This is a genomic window from Acidobacteriota bacterium, assembly GCA_016196065.1.
Classification (GTDB): Bacteria; Acidobacteriota; Terriglobia; order Terriglobales; family Acidobacteriaceae; genus Acidiflorens.
In genome coordinates this window covers 417,446-437,870 of the sequence record JACPYL010000027.1, presented here as the reverse complement: position 1 = coordinate 437,870, position 20,425 = coordinate 417,446, and the positions used below count along the sequence as shown (strand labels likewise).

19 protein-coding genes and 1 tRNA gene are annotated in these 20,425 nt (G+C 57.9%); 9 read left to right on the top strand and 11 right to left on the bottom strand.

Annotated features, from left to right (window positions below):
• Positions 1-41: 41 nt before the first annotated feature.
• The 10 genes from priA to HY010_23040 all read right to left on the bottom strand — a co-directional run bounded on the left by priA (position 42) and on the right by HY010_23040 (position 11,331).
• On the bottom strand, positions 42-2,549 hold the full coding sequence (priA, locus tag HY010_23085) for a primosomal protein N' (protein ID MBI3478622.1): 2,508 nt from the start codon (positions 2,547-2,549) through the stop codon (positions 42-44).
• 145 nt (positions 2,550-2,694) lie between these two features.
• A complete protein-coding gene (locus HY010_23080) occupies positions 2,695-3,495 on the bottom strand; it encodes a uracil-DNA glycosylase (GenBank protein ID MBI3478621.1) in 801 nt (266 codons plus the stop codon).
• A gap of 166 nt (positions 3,496-3,661) precedes the next feature.
• Complete coding sequence (locus tag HY010_23075) at positions 3,662-4,330, bottom strand: hypothetical protein (GenBank protein MBI3478620.1); 669 nt, start codon at positions 4,328-4,330, stop codon at positions 3,662-3,664.
• 42 nt (positions 4,331-4,372) lie between these two features.
• Positions 4,373-5,587: a bifunctional phosphopantothenoylcysteine decarboxylase/phosphopantothenate--cysteine ligase CoaBC gene (gene coaBC, locus HY010_23070; protein ID MBI3478619.1), complete on the bottom strand. Its 1,215-nt coding sequence runs from the start codon at positions 5,585-5,587 to the stop codon at positions 4,373-4,375.
• An 80-nt stretch (positions 5,588-5,667) separates the two neighbouring features.
• Positions 5,668-5,907 carry a DNA-directed RNA polymerase subunit omega gene (gene rpoZ, locus HY010_23065; protein ID MBI3478618.1) on the bottom strand — a complete coding sequence of 80 codons (240 nt, stop codon included), beginning with the start codon at positions 5,905-5,907 and terminating at the stop codon, positions 5,668-5,670.
• A 23-nt stretch (positions 5,908-5,930) separates the two neighbouring features.
• Positions 5,931-6,632, bottom strand: a complete 702-nt coding sequence (gene gmk, locus HY010_23060; GenBank protein MBI3478617.1) for a guanylate kinase — start codon at positions 6,630-6,632, stop codon at positions 5,931-5,933.
• Positions 6,629-7,516 (bottom strand): YicC family protein, encoded by an 888-nt coding sequence (locus tag HY010_23055; GenBank protein ID MBI3478616.1) that lies wholly within the window; start codon positions 7,514-7,516, stop codon positions 6,629-6,631. Before HY010_23055 ends, gmk begins: the two co-directional genes overlap by 4 nt.
• Before the next feature lie 71 nt (positions 7,517-7,587).
• Complete coding sequence (locus HY010_23050) at positions 7,588-9,345, bottom strand: ABC transporter ATP-binding protein (GenBank protein MBI3478615.1); 1,758 nt, start codon at positions 9,343-9,345, stop codon at positions 7,588-7,590.
• 169 nt (positions 9,346-9,514) lie between these two features.
• Positions 9,515-10,450: an RNase adapter RapZ gene (gene rapZ, locus HY010_23045; protein ID MBI3478614.1), complete on the bottom strand. Its 936-nt coding sequence runs from the start codon at positions 10,448-10,450 to the stop codon at positions 9,515-9,517.
• A 254-nt stretch (positions 10,451-10,704) separates the two neighbouring features.
• On the bottom strand, positions 10,705-11,331 hold the full coding sequence (locus tag HY010_23040) for a cation transporter (GenBank protein ID MBI3478613.1): 627 nt from the start codon (positions 11,329-11,331) through the stop codon (positions 10,705-10,707).
• A gap of 159 nt (positions 11,332-11,490) precedes the next feature.
• Between HY010_23040 and HY010_23035 the strand changes: the two genes are divergently transcribed.
• The 9 genes from HY010_23035 to HY010_22995 all read left to right on the top strand — a co-directional run bounded on the left by HY010_23035 (position 11,491) and on the right by HY010_22995 (position 18,027).
• Positions 11,491-11,565 (top strand) — tRNA-Val (locus tag HY010_23035).
• A gap of 139 nt (positions 11,566-11,704) precedes the next feature.
• The gene (locus HY010_23030) at positions 11,705-12,481 is read left to right on the top strand and encodes a sigma-70 family RNA polymerase sigma factor (GenBank protein ID MBI3478612.1); all 777 of its coding nucleotides are present in this window, start codon (positions 11,705-11,707) and stop codon (positions 12,479-12,481) included.
• A gap of 19 nt (positions 12,482-12,500) precedes the next feature.
• The gene (locus HY010_23025; protein ID MBI3478611.1) at positions 12,501-12,992 is read left to right on the top strand and encodes a hypothetical protein; all 492 of its coding nucleotides are present in this window, start codon (positions 12,501-12,503) and stop codon (positions 12,990-12,992) included.
• A gap of 44 nt (positions 12,993-13,036) precedes the next feature.
• Entirely contained in the window at positions 13,037-13,630 is a 594-nt protein-coding gene (locus HY010_23020; GenBank protein MBI3478610.1) for a DUF3106 domain-containing protein, read from the top strand.
• Positions 13,631-13,739: 109 nt separating this feature from the next.
• Positions 13,740-14,276, top strand: coding sequence for a sigma-70 family RNA polymerase sigma factor (locus HY010_23015; protein ID MBI3478609.1), 537 nt, complete (start codon positions 13,740-13,742; stop codon positions 14,274-14,276).
• A gap of 319 nt (positions 14,277-14,595) precedes the next feature.
• Complete coding sequence (locus HY010_23010) at positions 14,596-15,363, top strand: energy transducer TonB (protein MBI3478608.1); 768 nt, start codon at positions 14,596-14,598, stop codon at positions 15,361-15,363.
• 542 nt (positions 15,364-15,905) lie between these two features.
• Positions 15,906-16,562, top strand: a complete 657-nt coding sequence (locus HY010_23005) for a hypothetical protein (protein ID MBI3478607.1) — start codon at positions 15,906-15,908, stop codon at positions 16,560-16,562.
• 97 nt (positions 16,563-16,659) lie between these two features.
• Entirely contained in the window at positions 16,660-17,316 is a 657-nt protein-coding gene (locus tag HY010_23000) for a hypothetical protein (protein ID MBI3478606.1), read from the top strand.
• Positions 17,317-17,382: 66 nt separating this feature from the next.
• A complete protein-coding gene (locus HY010_22995; GenBank protein MBI3478605.1) occupies positions 17,383-18,027 on the top strand; it encodes a hypothetical protein in 645 nt (214 codons plus the stop codon).
• Positions 18,028-18,157: 130 nt separating this feature from the next.
• On the opposite strand, the gene HY010_22990 is transcribed toward HY010_22995, so the two are convergent.
• The gene (locus tag HY010_22990) at positions 18,158-20,146 is read right to left on the bottom strand and encodes a PQQ-binding-like beta-propeller repeat protein (protein ID MBI3478604.1); all 1,989 of its coding nucleotides are present in this window, start codon (positions 20,144-20,146) and stop codon (positions 18,158-18,160) included.
• Positions 20,147-20,425: the final 279 nt, after the last annotated feature.

Below are 20,425 nucleotides of genomic sequence, written 5' to 3'. Positions count from 1 at the left end.
TATTGTTCGCTCGCAGCTCGTGGCTCGCAGCCCGCGGCTCTCTACATCAACCACACTGCATCCACATCCACAATCACCTGCGTCCGCGGAATCTTTCGCGCTGCCGCTTCCGCAAGCATTGCTCGCAGTAGCGTATTCATCTTCTGGCGGCTGGGTGACTTCAAGATGAAGTGATAGCGGAAGTCGCGTTTCAGGCGGACAATTGGCGCAGCCGCCGGTCCCAGGACGCGAACCCCTTCATGCCGTGTCTTCTCGAACCAGCGCCCCAGTTCGCCTGACCAGCGCAGCGCTTCCTCCATCTTCTCGCTGCGGATCAGCACGTTCGCAATCGCGCTGTACGGTGGGTAGTGCATCCACGCGCGGAATTGCAGCTCTTTTTCGTAGAACCCCGTGAAGTCATGGCGCGCCGCGAACTGCACCGCGTAGTGATCCGGAAAATATGTTTGCAGGACAACTTTACCCGGCGTTTGTCCGCGTCCCGCACGACCCTCCACCTGTGTTAATAGCTGAAATGTTCTTTCCGCCGCGCGAAAATCCGGCAGGCTCAGCGCCATATCTGCTCCCACCACTCCCACCAGCGTCACGCCATGGACGTCGTGGCCCTTCGCGATCATCTGCGTGCCGACGAGGATGTCGAGTTCGCCTTCGTTCAGTGCGTTCAACGCTCGCTCGAAGTCTTCCCGGCCGCGGACGGTGTCGCGATCGAGCCGTCCAATACGCGCCTGCGGAAACATGCCGTGCAGCAACTCTTCCAGCTTCTCCGACCCGGTACCGACGAAATACACATACTCACTGTCGCAATGCGCGCACTTCTCCGGGATGCGCGCCATGTGTCCGCAGTAATGGCATTCCATTTTTCGTTCGCGCTTATGATGCGTCATCGAGACCGCACAGTTTTCGCATTGCAGGGTTTTTCCGCACGCGCGACACAACACGACCGGGGAATATCCGCGCCGGTTTAGTAGAACCATTACTTGTTCTTTTTTCTCCAGCCGCTCGCGGATCTCTTCGGCCAGCTTGCGCGAAATCACTTGCTCCTGGCCGGTTTCCTGAAACTCGACTCTCATATCGAGGATTTCGACTTCCGGCAAGGGCCGATCTTCCACGCGGTCCGGCAACTCCAGCAGCGCATACTTATTCTTCTTCGCGTTGTAGTACGACTCGAGCGACGGCGTCGCCGACCCGAGCACCACCACCGCGGCCGCCATCTTTGCCCGCATTACCGCGACGTCCCGCGCGTGATAACGCGGCGTCTCTTCCTGCTTGTAGGACGAGTCCTGCTCCTCGTCGACAATGATCAACGCCAAATCACTGACCGGAGCAAACACCGCCGAGCGCGTGCCCACCACCACCCGGCATTCTCCACGCTTGATGCGATGCCATTGCTCGGCGCGTTCATCGTCAGTAAGCCCCGAATGCAGGATCGCCACTTCATCTGCAAACACCTGATGCAAATCGGCCGCCACCGCCGGCGTCAATCCAATTTCGGGGACCAAAAGAATCGAAGACCGTCCCGACTCGAGTACTTGGCGCATCGCTGCGAGATACACAGCAGTCTTACCCGAGCCGGTCACGCCGTGGAGCAACGATCCAGCAAATTTCCGTGATGCCACGCCCGCAAGGATCTGCTCCAGCGCCGCTTTCTGCGCCGCGCTGAATTCAAACTCGAACGGCGAACGCCGCGGCTTTGTCTTCGAGACCGTGAAGTCCTGCGCTTCGTCGACCAGTTCCACCAACCCGCGCCGGACCAGCGTACTTAACGTTGTGCGCGGAACGTTGAGTCCGCGCAAGGTATCGACCGGAACCTTGCCGCCAGCAGCCGCCAAAGCATCGATCAGTGCCCGCTGGTTGTCGTTGAGCTTGCCCACGTGGGGACGGGTTTCGCGGGAACGGCTCTCGTGGGGACGGGTCTCTGACCCGTCCAGCGGAGGCGAAGCCTCCGCCCCCAGCAGCACCGCAACCTTGACAGTCCGCGACGCATCGCGTGCCGCCGACACATCCTCCCGGACGATCCACTTCTTACGTACCATCCCACCCAGCAACGCTTTCGAAACTTTCGTGGCTCCGCGCAGGCTCTCTTCGCGCACACTTTCGCGTTCTGCCAGGTGATCGAGTACGCGAAATTCGACCAGCTGATCCTCGGGAGTGCGCTGCGACCGCGCTGGAGACCCCGACATCCCCGCCAGATGCAACGCCATCTGCCCGTGGTCGGTGATGCGGTACGTGATGGTCCGCTTGAATTCCGCCGACAGCGGCAGCATCGTACGAAAAACTTCGCCGATCGGCGCAAGATAGTAATCGGCAATCCACTTGCCGAGTTTCAGAAGTTGTTCATCCAGGACCGCAGCGACATCGAGAACTTCCAGAACATTCTTCGTCTTAACTTCCGGTGGACGATCATGCAGCTCAACCACAATCCCCGACATACGTTGCTGCCGGAACGGCACCAGCACCCGCCCGCCGACCACCGGCTCCAGACCGGGAGGGATGGCGTAGGTAAACGCCATGTCGAGCGGAACAGCGAGTGCGACATCGCAGTAAAGGGGCATGAAACGAGGCTGAGGTTAACTTACTAGATTTGTCATCCTGAACGAAGTGAAGGACCTGCTGTCGTCCGCGGCGAAGAAAAGCAGGTCCTTCACTTCGTTCAGGATGACAAATTCGCGAGAGAAATTTTCACAAGAAGGAAATGAGCTACTTGCTGGCCGCCGGCGCCTTCAGCCCCAACTCCCGCATCACCATCTGCAAATCCTTCCACGCCTCGCCCTTCTGCCGTGGATCGCGCAACAGAAATGCGGGGTGATACGTCACTGCCAGCTTGCATCCATCCCAATCCGAATCGCGCACACCGGGTGGCTTGAAGTCGTAGAAGCGTCCGCGCAATTGCGTCATCGGAGCGCTCATCGCCAGCAGACCCTTAGCAGCAGTCGCTCCCAGCGCTACAACGATCTTCGGCTTGATCGCCGCAATCTGTCGCATCAGGAACGGTGAGCAGGTTTCACTCTCCTCCCTTTCCGGCGCGCGATTCGCCGGGGGACGGCACTTCACAATGTTCGCAATGTAGACCTGCTCTCGCGACAACCCCATCGCCTTGATCATGTTGGTCAGCAACTGTCCCGACCGGCCCACGAACGGCTCGCCCTGTTCGTCTTCATCCGCGCCCGGGCCTTCGCCGACAAACAACAGCTCGGCGTGGGGATTTCCCACTCCAAACACAATCTGCTTTCTTCCTTGTTTATGCAGAGGACAGCGCGTGCAGTCGCCAAGATCCTCGCGAATGATCTTCAACGCTTTTACAGGATCGCTCACGCCCTGCTCCGGCCTCTGCGCTGTCTTTCCCTCGACAGCAATCGGCAGCGCGACCGCTGCAGCCTTGCGTGGACTCATCTCGTCTCCCAATTCACTTCGGTGTTCTTCGACGAACTCTTCTGCGACCGCAGTTGACGACGCGACACTCCCCGACGGAGTCCGCCGGTAGAAGTCGTAAATTCCCATTTCGTTGTAGTAGCGGATTCGCTCGGCGACTGCCCGGCGACGTTCAGGCTCAAGGCTGCGTGGCATTGCGGATAAGCATAACAAAAAGCACACTCATCACAGCGGCGCCGAGCAACCGTCTTTAGCTTTTCTCTGTGACTCTGCGTCTCTGTGGTGAAACGGGCGGCTACTTCAACTCAATCTCAACAATCTGCCCTTCGCTCGCACCGTCATTCGCCAGGCTATGCGTCACCTTGGAGTCGGTCCAGTGAAAATCTCCCGCCTTCACTTCATGTACGGACGACTTGCCATCCGGCGCAGTCATCTTCAATTGCACCGTATTGACCGCGAGGATCAGGTAAGGACGCTCATGCGTATGCATTGCCGAACTCGCACCCGGCGCCAGCACCCAGTTGTAAATTCGCGCACTCGCATTTTCCGCGGCAACGGGTGCTGCTACGGTCGTCGAAGGATGATCAGGCCGTTTCAGGAATTCCACGTCCATGACTTCAAACGTTCCAGGTCCAGTGTTGTGGACCTTGTGCGTCAGCGGGGCGCCCTGGCGCGTCGAAGCCGATATTTCTCCAACCTTGGCAGGCATCGCCTCGCCCTCAGGCTGGTCCGGCAACTGGATCGCAATCCTGTTGTTGGTCAGGTGAATTGCGGCCCGATCATACGAGTGCGTGTGATAGAGAGTAGCTTCACCCGCCGGGATCACGACATGCATCACGATCACGAAATCGTTCTTCAACACGAGGTGATGATGCGGTTCATCCTGTACCGAGACCGGAGCCTGCTGCGCCGCGGCGCACCCTGCACAAATCACCAACAGCACGCACAATGAGTAAATTTTCAATGGATTCTCCTGCGCTTTCGGCCAAGCGTAAATTGCCAGGTGCTAATTGCGGGAAGGGACTGCGTTACGCTTGCGAAGCTTTACCACCTGATCAAGCACACGCTGCGCTACTTCCCACTTCGAAGTCTCGGGCACTTCCACGACTTCATCGTGCGAAATAATCGTAACGGCGTTCCGGTCCGAGTCAAAGCCAACACCCTCGCGGGAAACATCGTTCACGACGATCGCGTCGAGCGATTTCGACGACAGCTTCTTACGCGCGTTCTCCAGCACGTTTTCAGTTTCCGCCGCGAACCCTACTACGACCTGTGAGGTCTTGTGTCGCGCCAACTCAGCCAGGATGTCTGTGGTGGGCTCGAGTTCCAGCGTCATCGGACCTTTGCGCTTGATCTTCTGTCCCGCGCTTGATTTGGGCCGGTAGTCGGCAACAGCCGCGGTCTTGATCACGACTGTGCTTTCGGGCAGCAGCTTCAAAACCGCCGTACGCATTTCTTCCGCAGTCTCGACGCGCGTTAACTCCGCCGCACTCGGAGGCATAATCGCGGCCGGACCGCTCACCAGCAGCACGCGCGCTCCTCGCCGCAATGCCGCTTCGGCGATGGCGTATCCCATTCGTCCACTCGAACGATTTGTCAGATAGCGCACCGGATCAATCTTCTCCCGTGTTGGTCCCGCCGTGACGAGCACGCATTCACCTGCCAGATCCTGCGCGGCGCCCAGCACTTCCAGCACAGCAGCGACGATCGCCGAGTTCTCGGCCAGCCGTCCCGCGCCCACCATGCCACAGGCCAGGTATCCGCTTGCAGGGTCGACGATCCGCACCCCGCGTTTGCGCAGGATCTCCAGATTCGCCTGCGTCGCGGGATGATTCCACATGTTGACGTTCATTGCTGGAGCGATGACGACCGGGGCCGTGGTCGCGAGAAACAGCGTGGTAAGAAAATCGTTGGCGATGCCCTGCGCAAAGCGTGCAATCACATCAGCCGTCGCGGGCGCGACCAGCAGCGCGTCAATGGATTGCGCAACTGCAATGTGCTCGATGGCGGAATCGACGTTCGCCTGTTGTTCTTCCGACCCGAACAAGTCAGTGATGACTTTTTCTCCGGAGAGCGCGGCGAACGTAAGCGGGCGAATGAACTCCTGGGCGGCGCGTGTCATGACGACTTGCACGCGGATGTCGCGATCCTGCAGCAGACGGACAATCTCCGCCGACTTGTACGCGGCAATTCCCCCGGAGACACCCAGAGCGATTTTCATGGCGAAAGAGAGTTATCAGTTCTTAGTTCTCAGAAAACCGGTGTCGCGTGTACTGAGAACCGGGAACTGAGAACTGGTTCCTACGCGTCCGGCAAGAACGCTTTGTCCAGATTCTCGGTTGCCGCGTCCACGGCCGACTTCGGAATTTCTGGAATGATCCACTTCACCTTACCGGCGCGGATCTCATCTTGCGCGATCCGGCACGGCTTGCGCGAAATCGTTTCGATCACCGGCGGTGCGCCACCTTGCAGTTGCCGTGCACGTCGCGCCGCGACCAGGATGTAGCGATAGTTGCTGTCGAACCCTTCGATCAACTTCATGCACTTTCCCCCAGGTGAGAAACTCAGCTCTTGCCCGAATCGTTATCCGAACCACTGGCGCCGAACGATTCCAGGATCGGCCGCACTCGCGCACGAGCCTTCTCCAGTTGAATGGACTGCGCCATCTCCAGAAGCCGCAACTCTTCCGGTGATGGTTTTGCTCCGGATCGCTTGATCCGCTCCGCCAGCACCACGGCTTTCAATTCGTCGGTTGCCCGCTCGAGCTTCTCATTAATCAGTATATAGCCGTATTTGGAGTAATTCTCAATCTCACGCCGGGCGTTGTCCAACCGGCGGCGGATCATCGCTTCTGGGTCCTGGCCCCGGCTCCGTAGCCGCCACTCCAGAGTCTTCCGGTCCGGCGGAAGAATGAAGATGCTGACTGCGTCGGGAAGTTTCTTCTTCACCTGTTGCGCGCCCTGAACATCGATGTCCAGCAGCAAATCGTTGCCGCGCGCCTCGGTTTCACGCAAGAAGCGTCTGGCCGTCCCGTAGTAATTTCCGAAGACGTTGGCGTACTCCAGGAATTCGTCAGCGGCGATCATGGACTCGAACTGATCTTTGGTAACAAAAAAATATTCTTTTCCATTCTGTTCGCTGCCCCGCGGAGGACGGGTCGTATAGGAAATGGAGAAGTCGAGGTTCTTCGCGACCTTGAACAGTTCGTTGACCAACGTGGACTTGCCCGAACCCGAAGGCGCCGACACAATGTAGACGATACTCATTCCAGGTTCTGCACCTGCTCGCGGGACTTTTCGATCTCGGCCTTCATAAGCAATCCCATCTCGGTGATCTTCAGCGCTTCGCCCGCCAGTCCGGAAGTTTTGGAAAGAAGCGTATTCGCTTCGCGATTCATTTCCTGCAACAGGAAGTCGAGTTTCTTTCCAACTTCGCCGCCCTGATCCAGCAGCCCGAGAAAATGTTTGACGTGCGTATTCAATCGGACGAGTTCTTCCTGAATGTCGCTGCGGTCCACCAGCAACGCCGTTTCCTGCAGGATGCGCTCCTTGTCGATGTGACCACCCAGCAACTCCTGCAAGCGGGCCTGCAAGCGGTCGGCATAGCTGCGTTGGATCGCGCTGCGATGGCCTTCCATGCCCGCTCCCGCTTTCGCAAGGTGCCCCATCCGATCGCGTAATTCCGTCTCGATGCCGCGCCCTTCCTCTTCGCGCATCTGGTTCAACTTGGCGAGCGATTCTTCCACTCGTGCCAGAACCGCGGCCTCGAGTTCCTCTTCAGATTTTTCAGCCGCCGACTCCATCGCGCCCGGCATCCGCAAAACCACATTCAGATCCGGCTCGCCGCTCACTCCAAACTCAGTTGCCGCTGCCCGGAACGCCTGCACGTAGCTTCCCACGAGTTGGCGATTGAGAGCGACACCGTTGCTGCCTGCGCGTTCCAGGCTGAGCGTGACTTCCACATGGCCACGCGCCATTTTTTCCTTCAACATCCGGCGCAGCTTCATCTCCAGCGAATCCGTGTCCGAAGGCAGCCGGAAATGCAGATCGAGAAACCGATGGTTCACCGACTTGAGCCCGAGCGCGAACGCCAGGCCAGCCTTCACCTGTCCCCGGACCTGCGCGTAACCCGTCATGGATCGAAGAGGCATAGGAAAAACCAGTGGCTAGTGGTTCGTGGTTCGTGGATTCTCAATTTTAACGAATCACTAATCACCAACCACTAACCACTTACTCGATCTGTTTCCGCGAACTGCAATTCGTACAACCGCCGGTACGTCCCTAACTTTTGCATGAGCTCTTCATGCGCGCCAATATCGCTGATGGTGCCATTTTCAATCACCACGATGCGATCCGCGCGACGTACAGTCGACAGCCTGTGCGCGATCACCAATACAGTACGCCCGGTCATCAGATTTTGCAGAGCCGATTGGACAAGCGCTTCCGATTCGCTATCCAGTGCCGAAGTCGCTTCGTCGAGAATCAGAATGGGAGCATTCTTCAAGATTGCCCGTGCGATCGCGATCCGCTGGCGCTCACCGCCCGAAAGCCGCACGCCGCGCTCGCCGATCACCGTCTGGTATCCCTCGGGCAGCCCAAGGATGAAGTCGTGCGCCAGCGCAGCTCTCGCGGCCGCTTCTACGTCCTTCTGAGAGACATGGGGTTGGCCGTAGGCAATATTGTTGCGCGCCGTGTCGTTGAACAGCACCGTCTCTTGCGTCACGATTCCGATCTGCGATCGCAGCGACGCCAGGGTTACATTCCGCACATCATTGCCATCGATCAGAATGCTGCCACCAGTCACGTCGAAGAACCGGGGGATCAGATGCACGAGCGTGCTTTTCCCCGCCCCGCTCGATCCGACTACTGCCAGCACTTCTCCCGCTTTTACCTGTAGGTTGATCCCATGCAAAACAACGCGCGAGTCTTCGGCGGCGTCGTACGCAAAAGAAACATCCTTGAGTTGGATCGACTGCGAGAATTTTGGCAGCCGTTTGGCATCCGGTTTCTCCTGCACTTCGTCTTCGATATCCATGAAGCGGAATATTTCCGACGATGCTCCGTTCATCTGTTGGAAACTGTTATTGAACAAAGCGAACTTCCGCACCGGGTCGTAAAGCTTGAAGACCGCAATGATGAATGCCAGAAACGTACCTGGAAGGAAGAAACCCTTCTTGATCTCGTCACGCCCCAGCAGCAGCAGCAGCGCAATCGCGACCGACCCGATGATATCCATCAGCGGAGAACTGACCGCGGCCGCGGCCACCGAGCGTAGATTGGCGCGGAAGAATCTTTGCGCCGCCTTTCTATACCGCCCCGCTTCCCAGGACTCCATCCCAAAGGCCTTCACGATCCGGTTGCCGGTGATGGTCTCATGCAGGATGTTCTGGACTTCGCCCAGTTTGTCCTGCCCGCTCCGTGTAGTGGACCGGACTTGCCGCCCGATCTTTCGCGACGAATACAGAATTACGGGAACGAACAGCAGCAGCACCCATGCCAACCGTCCCCCAATGAGAATCACCACTCCCGCCGTGAACACGAACGTAAAAAATTGCTGTAGAAATTCCGCCATCACCGTCGACATCGCCGACTGCACTTTTTCAATGTCGTTGACAATCGTCGAGATCAGCGTGCCGGTCGTGTGTTTGGAAAAGAACGCGCTCGACCGGCGCAGGATGGTGTTGTACAAATCGTCCCGCAGATCGGTGACCATGCCGAAGCCGGCGTAGTTCACCAGGTACGTTCCGACGTAATCGAAAATTCCTTTCAACACGGTCGCGGCCACCAGAGCAAACGCGACCACCGTCCAGGGATTGTGGAAATGCGAAGGCACGAGTTGCTGCAGAAAAAGTGTCCGATCGCTTCCCGGAAAGCTGAACAACTGAATCGGACTGCCCTGCGACGCTGGATTCAGCACGCGATCAAAAATCGGACCAATCAGCAACAACCGGAAGGCATCCAGCAGTCCCACCATCGCCATCAGAACAACCGCAGGCAGGAACTGCCAAAGATAGGAAACCAGGTAGCGCAGTAACCGGACGAGTTGGCCGGTTGGATGGTCCGTGCGGACGTTGGTCCCGGCGGCCGGTGAAGTGGTTGCCATGCGTGTGGACTAATTCTATATGGAAGTCTGCACGCCGGGCGCCCACCTACTTCGGCATGTCCCGGTGCGTGACTTTTACTTTGTAAGCGGCCTTGCGCAGCCGCTTGCCGACTTCCTCCGCGATCATCACCGAGCGGTGCTGTCCGCCGGTGCAGCCGAAGCTGATCGTAAGATAACTTTTGCCTTCGCGGATATAGTGCGGCAACAAATACACCAGCAGATCCGAAATACGGTTGATGAATTCCTGCGTCTGCGGAAACGATCGTATGTACTTCGCAACCCGCGGATGCCGTCCGGTCAGCGGCCGGAACTCGGGCACAAAATGTGGATTGGGAAGAAAGCGCACATCGAACACCAGATCGGCATCGTCCGGCACACCATGGCGGAATCCAAAACTCACGCACGACACAAGAATGGTCTGGTTGCTTCCCGAATGCTGTTTGAAACGATCAGTCAAATGCGAACGCAGTTCGTGCACATTGAACTTCGAAGTATCGATCACCAGGTCGGCAATCGCGCGTAAGGATCGCAAGTGCCGCCGCTCAGCAGTCAGCGAAGCCTTGACGGTAGTATCGGTGCCCAGCGGATGCGGCCGGCGAGTCTCGGAGAATCGCCGCAGCAGAGACGCGTCGCTCGCTTCGAGGAAAATCACCCGCGTTGGAATCATCCGCTTGATGGACTTCACAATCGCGGGCAAGCGCTCCAACTGCGTCCCCTCCCGCACGTCCACCACCAGCGCAGTACGCGGAATTTCGCCCGACTGCAACGCCAGTTCCGCAAAACGGGGAATCAGATCGACAGGAAGGTTATCGACGCAGTAGTAGCCCAGATCTTCGAACGCCTTCAGCGCCGAAGCCTTCCCTGAACCACTCATGCCCGTGATGATGACCAGCTCCGTCCCATCACGATGGTCAACCTTGCGCGCGCGCACAGCTTTGACGGCCGTGCCCACTAACTTTTTGGCTTTGCGGCGAATGGCCATTGATCGGAAATCTTAGCATCTCCGCGAGCCGGAATTTGCTTACTTGTCGAGCACAGCAAACGAAGGCACACTACTTCCCGGTGTCGGTTGGCCTTCTGTGGTTTCTTCCTTCCTCGCGGGATCGTTTCTTTTCATCGTTGTGGGGTTGCAGTTGGAGTGTCACTCGATCACTCTGCCGGTCCGCTCGGCTCAGTGACCTGGTGCGCTCACATCAACGTTGGTAGCATCGGCGCCGGCAGCTTAGGGGTTTGTGGCTAGTGGCAGTCTGCACAGGGTTCGCCCTTCATGGCTTCCCTACCTTCGTTGGCGATGATGGGCACCATCACCAAGGCTGCAATCGGATCGGCCCACCACCAGCCGAGTGCAGCGTTCAAAACCAGTCCACCTACCAAAATGGCTGAGAGGTACGCGCAAAGCGAGGTCTGCCGCGAGTCGGCCAGCAGGGCTGCGCTATTCAGGTTGGCGGCCGCTCTCCGCTTTGCGCGGGCTAGCCGCGGCATCACGATCAGCGAAACTATCGCCAGGACGATTCCGACAAAACTCCGCTCGGGTTCTTTTCGCTCGAATAGGGTCACAACTGAATCGTAGGCCACGTATGCGGCGAGCAAAAAGAAGCTCAGACCTACCAGCTTGAGAGCCTTGCGTTCGATGGTTTCAACGTGACTCCCACGCCGCTCGGCATGGAGCCGCCAGAGCAGCACTGAACCGGAGGCGCTTTCAATTGCTGAATCCACGCCGAAGCCAACCAGGGCAACGCTTCCCGCGGTGAAGCCAGCGATCAGAGCGACCAAACACTCCAGCAGGTTCCATCCGATGGTGAGGTATTCGAGCGCGATCCCGCGCCGGACATCCTGGAGGCGAGTAAGCGAGTCCGTTGCCATCGCTCAAGTGTAGCGGGTTGGGGAGAGCTTGATCTGCGGTGAAAGTCCGGAGGCACCAGTCTAGAACAGCGGCCACCGCGAGGGTTTCTGCAGCGGATTGGAGACCGCCGAGGACACTGTCGCGGGTGATGTTGTAGAATTTAGGAACCTTCCGCGGTCGGGCGCTTAACTCAGCGGTAGAGTGCCACCTTCACACGGTGGAAGTCATAGGTTCGAATCCTATAGCGCCCACCATCGCTTCCTGCTCATCTGCTTCGGTTGGTTTCTTTCGAACTTCTACTCGGCCACGCGATTTCGGTTTGCACGACTGGTACCCATCCCGCATCTTGACCCCGTTCCCGCCTCCAGATAGCCTTTGGAGAGCTTTCCTGCCATGCCAGCCTCCGACGCCCCGGGCGCTCGCAGTGTAACTGATTCATTAGAAGGCACTTCTACGCCTCGACAGTCTCCGGGCCAGGCGCAACTTTCTCCTCCGCCTGGGGTTCCAATTCCTGTGAGCAGCATGGCCATCGATCGAGCACTGCTGACCACGGGAGGATCCCTGCCGACCGTGATTGCTGGAGCTTCGGAACTGACGACCGATGCCGAGATCATGCTTCGCGTCAAGACGGGTGATGAGTCCGCCTTCACGTTTCTGGTTCAGAAATACCGGCGGCAGATGGTCGGCTTCATGTACCGCATGTGCCACAATCCCGCCGCCGCGGAAGAATTAGCGCAGGAAGTTTTTCTGCGCGTCTATCGCTCGCGCGAAAAGTATGAGGCCAGTGCGAAGTTCAACACCTGGCTCTACCGGATTGCGACCAACCTGGCCGTGAACCACGCGCGCGATACGCGCCACGAGCGTGCAGAAAACACGGTGCGGCTCGACGAGCCCGATCAGGAAACTGGAACGACTCCTGACCTGGCAGATGACTCTTTAACCGTTGAAGAACAGATGCTGCGGCGGGAACGTATGGCCGCGATCCGGCGAAGAGTGCAGGCGCTCCCGGAACGCCAGCGCATGGCCGTGATCATGCATAAGTATCAGCAAATGGATTATCGTGAAATCGCCGACGTATTGAAGTTGAGCGAGTCCGCGACGAAGTCGCTGTTGTATCGCGCTTACGAAACGCTGCGCGAACAGTTAAGAGAATTGGTTTTGGCGAAATAGGGGACGCAGTATGAATTGCATGCAAGTACGTGAATTGTTGCCCGACGTGGCCGCCGGCATGGACCAGGGGACGCCTGATGTCCAGACGCACCTGGCTTCCTGTTCTTCGTGTGCGGCGAAGTTGCAGGGATTCCGGCAGACGATGGCGCTGCTCGACCAATGGGGAGCGCCCGATCCCGGCCCGTATTTTGATACGCGCCTGGGCGCGCGCATCCGGGAAGAAAAGGCGCGTCCGGCAGCCGGATGGCTTCACTGGCTGCGGCAGCCGGCATTTGGTCTTTCGGCGGCAGCATTGATGATTGTGGGCGCACTCGTCATCGGCAATCGCGACATGCTATTTCCAGGCCCAGCGCAGGAGTTAGCCATTGTCATCCCCGTGCCTGGCCTTCCTGCAGCACCCGGAACAGCGGTAGGCGATTTGCAGGCGCTCGAAAAAAATGATGACCTGTATGCCGACTTTGATGTGCTCGATGAGCTGCAAGTTCAGAACGACGTCACAGCGAATCCGTAAGAATTAACAGGAGCAACCCGGTGTTATCAGGGCGGACAAAATTCGTGATCGCGGCACTGGCTGGCCTGTGTCTAGCCGCGGCTCCGGCGTTTGCCCAGAGTCCCGGCCTGCATGCTCGGCGGCAACAGAAGATACAACAGCGGCAGCAGCAGCGAGCCGAGAGGCAGAGCGAACGTGCCGCGCAGAATCACTCCGGAGACTGGCTGCGCCGCTACAAGGACCTGCCTCCCGAGAAGCAGCGCGAGGCACTGCAGAACGATCCCGAATTCCAGAAACTGCCCCCCGCGCGCCAGGCACAGCTCCTGCAACGCTTGCAACGGTTTTCCAGCCTGCCTCCGCAGCAACAGGAACGCATGTTGAGCCGGATGGAGACCTGGGAGCACCTCACGCACGAACAGAAACAACAGGCCAAAGGGCTCTTCAAGCAGATCCAGCAGCTACCGCCTCCGCGCCGGCGCCTGCTCACGTCCGCCGTCCGCGAGATGCGCGACCTGACTCCGGAACAGCGCGAGGATCGAATCAACTCCGAGCGCTACAAGAGTAGCTTCTCCGACCACGAACGCGAACTACTCAGCGGAGCAGCTCGCCTGCCCCTCGCCCCCCTCGACAACAGTCCGTCCGGCCCTCCCGAGCCATAGATCGACCGCCCATCCTAAGTCGCAGTAACAATCATTTTTCTCTGCCTGCGTAACCTTTTGCCCGCATCCCACGATTATCCAGTCAGAACGGCTCATGCGGGAGAACGTTTTGAAACTTCTTGAAACTGTAACGGATGAAGAGCGTCAAATCGCGGCAGCGCAGCGCGACCCAGCCGACTTTGGCGAACTTTATGAGAATAATTTCGACCGCATCTACGCCTTCATCGCGCGCCGCGTTCCGAGCCGCCAGGACGCCGAAGATCTGACCGCAGAAGTCTTCCACGAAGCTCTCCGCACTCTCGCGCGTTTTGAGTGGAAGGGCGTTCCGTTCGCGGCCTGGCTTCTGGGAATCGCCGGCAACCGCCTCGCCGAGCGCTGGCGACGATTTGGAAAGCAATCCGAGGTTCCGCAGAACGATTGGGACGAAACGGGAGTCGATGCCCGGACCGAAGAGAACCTGATGCTGTTTCAGTTGGTGGACGAACTGCCGTCCGACCAGCGACTTGTGATCTGCCGGCGCTTTGTCGAACAGAAAAGCCTGCGGGAAATTGCGCACGAGTTAGGCCGCAGCGAGGGCGCCATCAAGCAGTTACAGTTTCGCGCTTTGCAGAATCTTCGGACCCAAATGAGGAGTCGCTATGTCTGACCGCCAACTGGTTGATCGACTCGATGCTGAAATCGAAGCTCTGCTGACGAACAACAATTGGGAATCGCCCGCGGGTGATCCCGAAGTCGGCAAGTTGCTCAACGTCGCTGCCGGTCTGTGCACGCTTCCCAGACCTTGTTTTAAAGCTCAGCTCAAAGCCGACCTGATGATGCAAACGGTGCCTGCCGATTTGAAGAAGTCCACGCGAGTTCGCGCTATCCCCACAATTCCTCAGGACGAGCGAACGCCCCTGACTGCCATCCTGCCCACACTGACCCGCTCCGGATACGGTTTATATCCCGTTCAGCGCAGCAGTTTCATGGCATCGCTGGGAGCGCACACTCTTGTGGTTGCTCTCCTGGTCACGTCGGGTATCTGGACAGCGCAAACGCTCCACCCGAGAACCCAGGTAGATTCCGTCGTCGTTACCGACCTGCGCGCATATGTTTTTCCGGCCGCCCCTGATCATACTGGTGGCGGTGGTAGTGGCGGGGACCAGGATCAGAATCCAGCGTCGAAGGGCAATCCCCCGCGCTTTGACCGGGCGCAAATCACTCCGCCCGCAATCATCGTGCGCAATGAGCAGCCCAAGCTTTCTGCTGAGCCCACCGTGGTTGGACCACCCGAATTGTCATTCTCGCAGACGAGCCAGATCGGCGATCCTTACTCACGCATTTCAGCCGCATCTTCCAATGGCCCCGGAGCCAACGGCGGAATCGGGATCGGCGATAGCGGAGGAGTCGGACCGGGCCGAGGGCCGGGAGTGGGCAATGGCTGGGGAGGCGGATTCGGCGGCGGTCCCTACTTCGTGGGTCGCGGAGTCAGCGCGCCGCGTGTGCTCTACGATCCCGAACCCGAATACTCCGATGAGGCTCGCCAGCAGAAGTATCAGGGAGTCGTGGTCCTGAGCGTTGTCGTTGGCGAAGACGGGAGGGCTCGCGACGTTCGCGTCGTTCGCTCCCTCGGGTTGGGCCTCGATGAAAAGGCCTGGGATGCCGTCCGCCAATGGCGTTTCGAGCCAGGCAGGATGAATGGCCAAGCCGTCTCTGTCCTGGTCAACATCGAAGTCAACTTCCGGCTCTATTAGGACTCTCCCTACACTCGATGTTCGCCGATTTGAAGGAACCGCAGAGAGCCCTTCTTCTTCCTATCCTCAAGGCGCGGCAGAAGCCGCCGTAACTGTATGCGACTAATCACGTTGCCTCGTCATTCACACGTCAGAAACGCGTTACTTGCAATCCATTGACTGGATCGCCATTTCAAGAGAGAGTCCCTCAGAAGTCGCGATCGCGTTTTCCAGGCATCGGTCACAGACACTCACATCCACAATCGTTATAGACCTCGGGAGAGTGCATGAATTTGCAACCATGCAAATAAGCGGAACAAAATCTCGGGCCTCTCCTTTTTTTGACCCAACCGTCAGAGCAGAGAGTATAGAATGCCGCAGACGAGGATCCCCTACCTCGCCTTGGTAGTTCTGAGGACCTGAAGTACCTCAAGATCGGTCACAACCTCCAAAACTAAGACGACTGTGTGTGGGCATGGCCGTCCGTGTAACTCCCAGAACGTCGGCTCGAAAGAGCCGGCATGCGTTGGGTAACTGCGCCACAAATCATTCAAGGAGATTCCATGAATACCGTTCAGAAAATCGCGACCCTTACACTGATGCTGTTTGCAATCACAGTGTCCGGGTTTTCGCAGAAGTCACACACTCCGAGACCTGATGCCGAGCCCCAGAATCTGGTGCGCGGCGTATCCGGGCCGATCGGATCCGATAACAGCTGGGCGAATTTCTCACTGCTCGATGCGATTCCGGGTTCTGGCCTCTACCCCATCACCAGCACCACGACCGTTTTCTATTTCGGATTTACCGCCGGAACCGAGGCGGATATCACCAACATGGTTCTGTACACGACCGCACGCGGCAGCTTGAAGGTCACCGCAGTGACGCCGGTTAAGCTGGGTGGAGTTTCCAATCCGAGTATCATTCTGACCAATACATCGGTCTGTCCAACGCAGCCGCTTTCGACAGCCAACCCCTGCATCGTCCGTTTCGATCCGACTTCGATTACGCTCGCACCTGCGAATGATTACTACCTGATCGTGTTCTTCACGAACAACACAAACAACTCGAGTCTGGGCGCCGCCCAACCCCGCACTTTACAGAGCACTCTTGGCTCTACTTTCTTCGGAGGCCAAGACTTGACTCACCTTACAGTCGGTCAATCTCTTCCCGGCGGGGCGGATCGCGCAACCAATTTCCTGATGTACGTCATGACGAACTAGGCCGCACGCGCCAATTCGACAATTGCGCTCGAACAGGCGTAGACGGACTTACGGACTCGAAAACGAAATACAAATTTCGAATTACGGAGACACTGAAATGAAGACCCTGTACAAGTTCGCAATGCTGATGCTCATGGCGTCCGCAATCTCGCTCCCTGCTGCCGCACAGGATGCACAACAAGCCGTGGTTAAGCCGCTCAACATCGTTCGCGGTATCGTGGGACCGGCTGGATTTAACACCAACTGGGGCGGGTTTTCCTCGCTCAGCCTGATCGGCGGCGCTGGAGTCATTCCCGTCGTCAACAAAGCCGGCACCACCGTTTTCTACCTCGGCTTCACTGGCGGCACCACCGCCGACGTCAGCAATATGGTTCTTTACACGACCCCGCGAGGCCGGCTGAATATCACGGCCGTCACTCCTGTTAAGCGGGGCGGCGTTTCGAATCCGAGCATTGCTCTATCTAACGCCACGGTCTGTGCAATACAGCCATCGCAATCCAATCCCTGCATTGTCCGGCTGGACCCGGTTACCTTTCCGCTCTCCACTCTGTCGGACTATTACCTGGTCCTCTTTTTCACTGCCAACGACCCGAACAACACCGCGATCGGTGCTTCGAACCCGCCGTTCCTGCAGAGCAGCCTGAGCGGATGGTTCACGCAATCCGACCAGACCCATCTCACTGTCGGTCAGTCCGTCCCCACTGGAAACAACGGGAGCTCACCCAACTTCCTCATGTACGTCATGACGAACTAGTGGACGCGCCACGATCGGAAACCGTACTCAAAACGGAACGACAAAAATTCTAATAGGAGATTGACGATGAAAACTTTCTGCAAATTCACGGCGTCGGTGTTGCTGATGTTCCTGATGGCGACATACTCTGTGGGGCAAACCGATGCTCCCCAGGCGGCGCTCGCAAACATCAGCGAAGGCGTGGGCACCATCAACGGCGGCAGCAATAACTGGGCGGGATTCTCGGAGTTAGTCCTGATTCCCGGATCTTCCTTCCTGGGCATCAAGGCCGCCACTAACGTGTTTACGCTGGTCTTCACCGGAGGATCCACGGTGGACATCGGCAACATGGTCCTCTACAAGACTGCGCGCAGCGGCGGCGCCAATCTAGGCACCAAGAAGCTGACGCTCGGCCTGGTTTCCAATCCGAGCATCAATCTAACCAGCCCGTCGGTGTGCCCTAACCAGCCGGTGTCCACGACGAACCCGTGCTACATCAAACTCGATGCGCTCAAGGGCGCGCTCTCTCCCTTGAACGACTACTACTTCGTCGTGTTTTTCTTGAACGACACCAACAACCAGACCGTCGTTGGCGGACGTTCCCCCCTGCAGGGCGCCCTCAGTGGATTCTTCATGTCCGGAGATGAAACCCGCATTAAGAAGAATGGAGCGATCCCGAACGGAAACAGCGATGCGGCGCCGATTTTCCTGGCGTACGTTACCAACCAGTAAGTAGTGGGCAGAAGGTCGACCTTCAGCCTGCGCGGACGGAGGCCCCATTTCTCGCATCTCTTTGCGGGAGATGGGGGCCTTTTTCTTGGTGTTGATCGGGTGGCGTGAATGTCCCAGGCCACCTTTGGGTTTACCGGTCTTTTGGAGTCAACGGCGACAATGTGTGTGCCGGAGAAACCTTCACGGCATGGACCGTGCCTTTTTCATCGACGGTCACATTCATGCGAACGTTTCGTCCAGGAGTGAGCGCGACCCGTTGATGGCGCGCGAATGCATTGCTGATGTCGATCGCAATGCTCCGGCCGCTTCGCAACGAGAGCTGCACTTCAGACCCACTCGCTTTGCATACCGTTCCGTAAATCTGATGCAAGGAACTCGAAGAACCAAGTGCCGTGGCTGCAGTTGCACCTGGCGCACATGTAACCACATCCGGAGTCGAGGTCGCGATGCTCTGCGGGAGCGCGGCCCGGGCGAGACCATTTTTCGGAGGAAGGAGCCCGAAGATTTGCAATTGCTTGTTGCTGCCAATATAGACTTTGCCGTTCGCCACCGTGGGCACGGTGTTGGCGTTACTGTTGACCGCATGCGTCCATGTGCCGGCCGGCGCGGTGAACAGCGGAGTCACCAGGTTCGTGGCGTCGAAGGCCTGGAGCGTGAGGGGCGCGCCTGGATCACTGTCCGAGGAAAACTGCGGCTTCTGAATAAACCACACGATCGCCGTCCCGGCCGCCGTGCCGTTGGAAGAGACAACCGGAATGACTCCGCCAAAATCAGGGAGGCCATTGGTATAGAAAGTTCCAGTGGTCCCCTTCGCAGTGAGTTTCACGGAGGGACTGGTCTGCAATTGCCAACTGGTCACGCCGTTCCCTCCCGCGGTGAGAACGTAGCTCTTGCCATCGGCACCGACGTAGAATGCCGGTCCACACCAGCAGTTGCCCTGGTTGACGGTCTGGATCACGTTGTCCGGGCCGCTCGGGGTGTAGCCGCCGAGGTGGTCGCGATTCATCAGGAACGCGCGGCCATCCTTGCTGCCGCCCACGGCCAGATGGGGTATGGAACCGGGCTGATCAGGAAGAAGGATCATACCTGCCGAACCCAAGTCGAGATCGGACTGATCGAGCTGAAAATAATTGCTGGGCGTAAAGCTGTCGACCAGGCTGTTCAGGTCGCCAGCCATATGGACAATGCTGTCCGGATGATTGAAGCTTTGGGAATACGAAGCAAAGCCGGGATCGCTATTGCCGGTCGAGAAATACACGTCGCCGTTCGCATCCGCCGCCGGCGCATAGCCTGACTGCCAGATCGAAGACAACAAGTAAGTCGAGTGGACTGGGTCCCATGTATCGGTTACATCTCCGCCCATCGGCAGAAGTGAGGTGGCGTTGTAACGAACAATGCTGCCTCGCGACTGGTCTGGATTGATATCGCCATTGCTGCCGAAAGCCACGTAGATCGCGCCGTTCGCTTCGAGAAGACCGGGACGCTGCAGGTGGAATTTGGGATTGAACTTCCACATGGAACCATCGGCCAGGATGGCAGAAAATTTGATTACCGCGGGCTTGGTTGCCGCCTGTCCAGAAGACAGCGAGATCGCTCGCAAACGAAACGTGTCGGTTTTCCCGTTGTAGGTATCGGTGACGAAGTACAAGTTACCGAGGGTGCGATCTATGACGGGAGTACTCAGAATGCCCATCACTGGAAACACGTTGTCGTCGAAACTTTTGTAGGAATACGGCACAGGCTTTCCAAAATTCTTACGCCAGAGAGACTTTCCTGTATCCGCATCGATGGCGTAGATGCTGTTGTTCTCGGTCGCGACATAGACGACGTTGTGCACGCCCTTGTTCAGAATGGTCTGCTGCGAAACGTACAACGGCTGGGCATCCACGCGCCCGTCAAGCACAACAGTGTTGAGTAGCCCGAACTTGGTTGGGTTGACGTTACTAGCATTGAGCTGCGTTTCGGCGGAGTACCAACTGGTGCGCAGGTTGTTGTAGTGATAGGTCAACACATCCTGGGGAGAACCGGCCGGCGCATCGGCAGCCATCACGGAACTCACAAACAGGGAAGAAATCATGAAAACGAAACCGAGGAAGCGATTGCTGCCGGAGAGAATCATTGGGACCTCGTTACCTGGAAAGGCTTGCCAGGCTTGGGTTCTGGGATTTACTCAGGAGAGGGGGCGTCACCTGGGACGGCAACAGTATCACATAGTCTAGCAAGCTAGTAGGGATTATTGTGCACCCGGAGCGATGGGTGTTTTGCGCCGGTCTCGCACGGAGGCGTTGGGTGGGGCCGGTTTTTATGGGTGTTCCCTGGATCTGGGATGTTAATCGGTTTGAATCCGAATCGTTGCCACGTTCCTGTCGAATGGCTGGTGGCCACTTCTTCCCTCTCC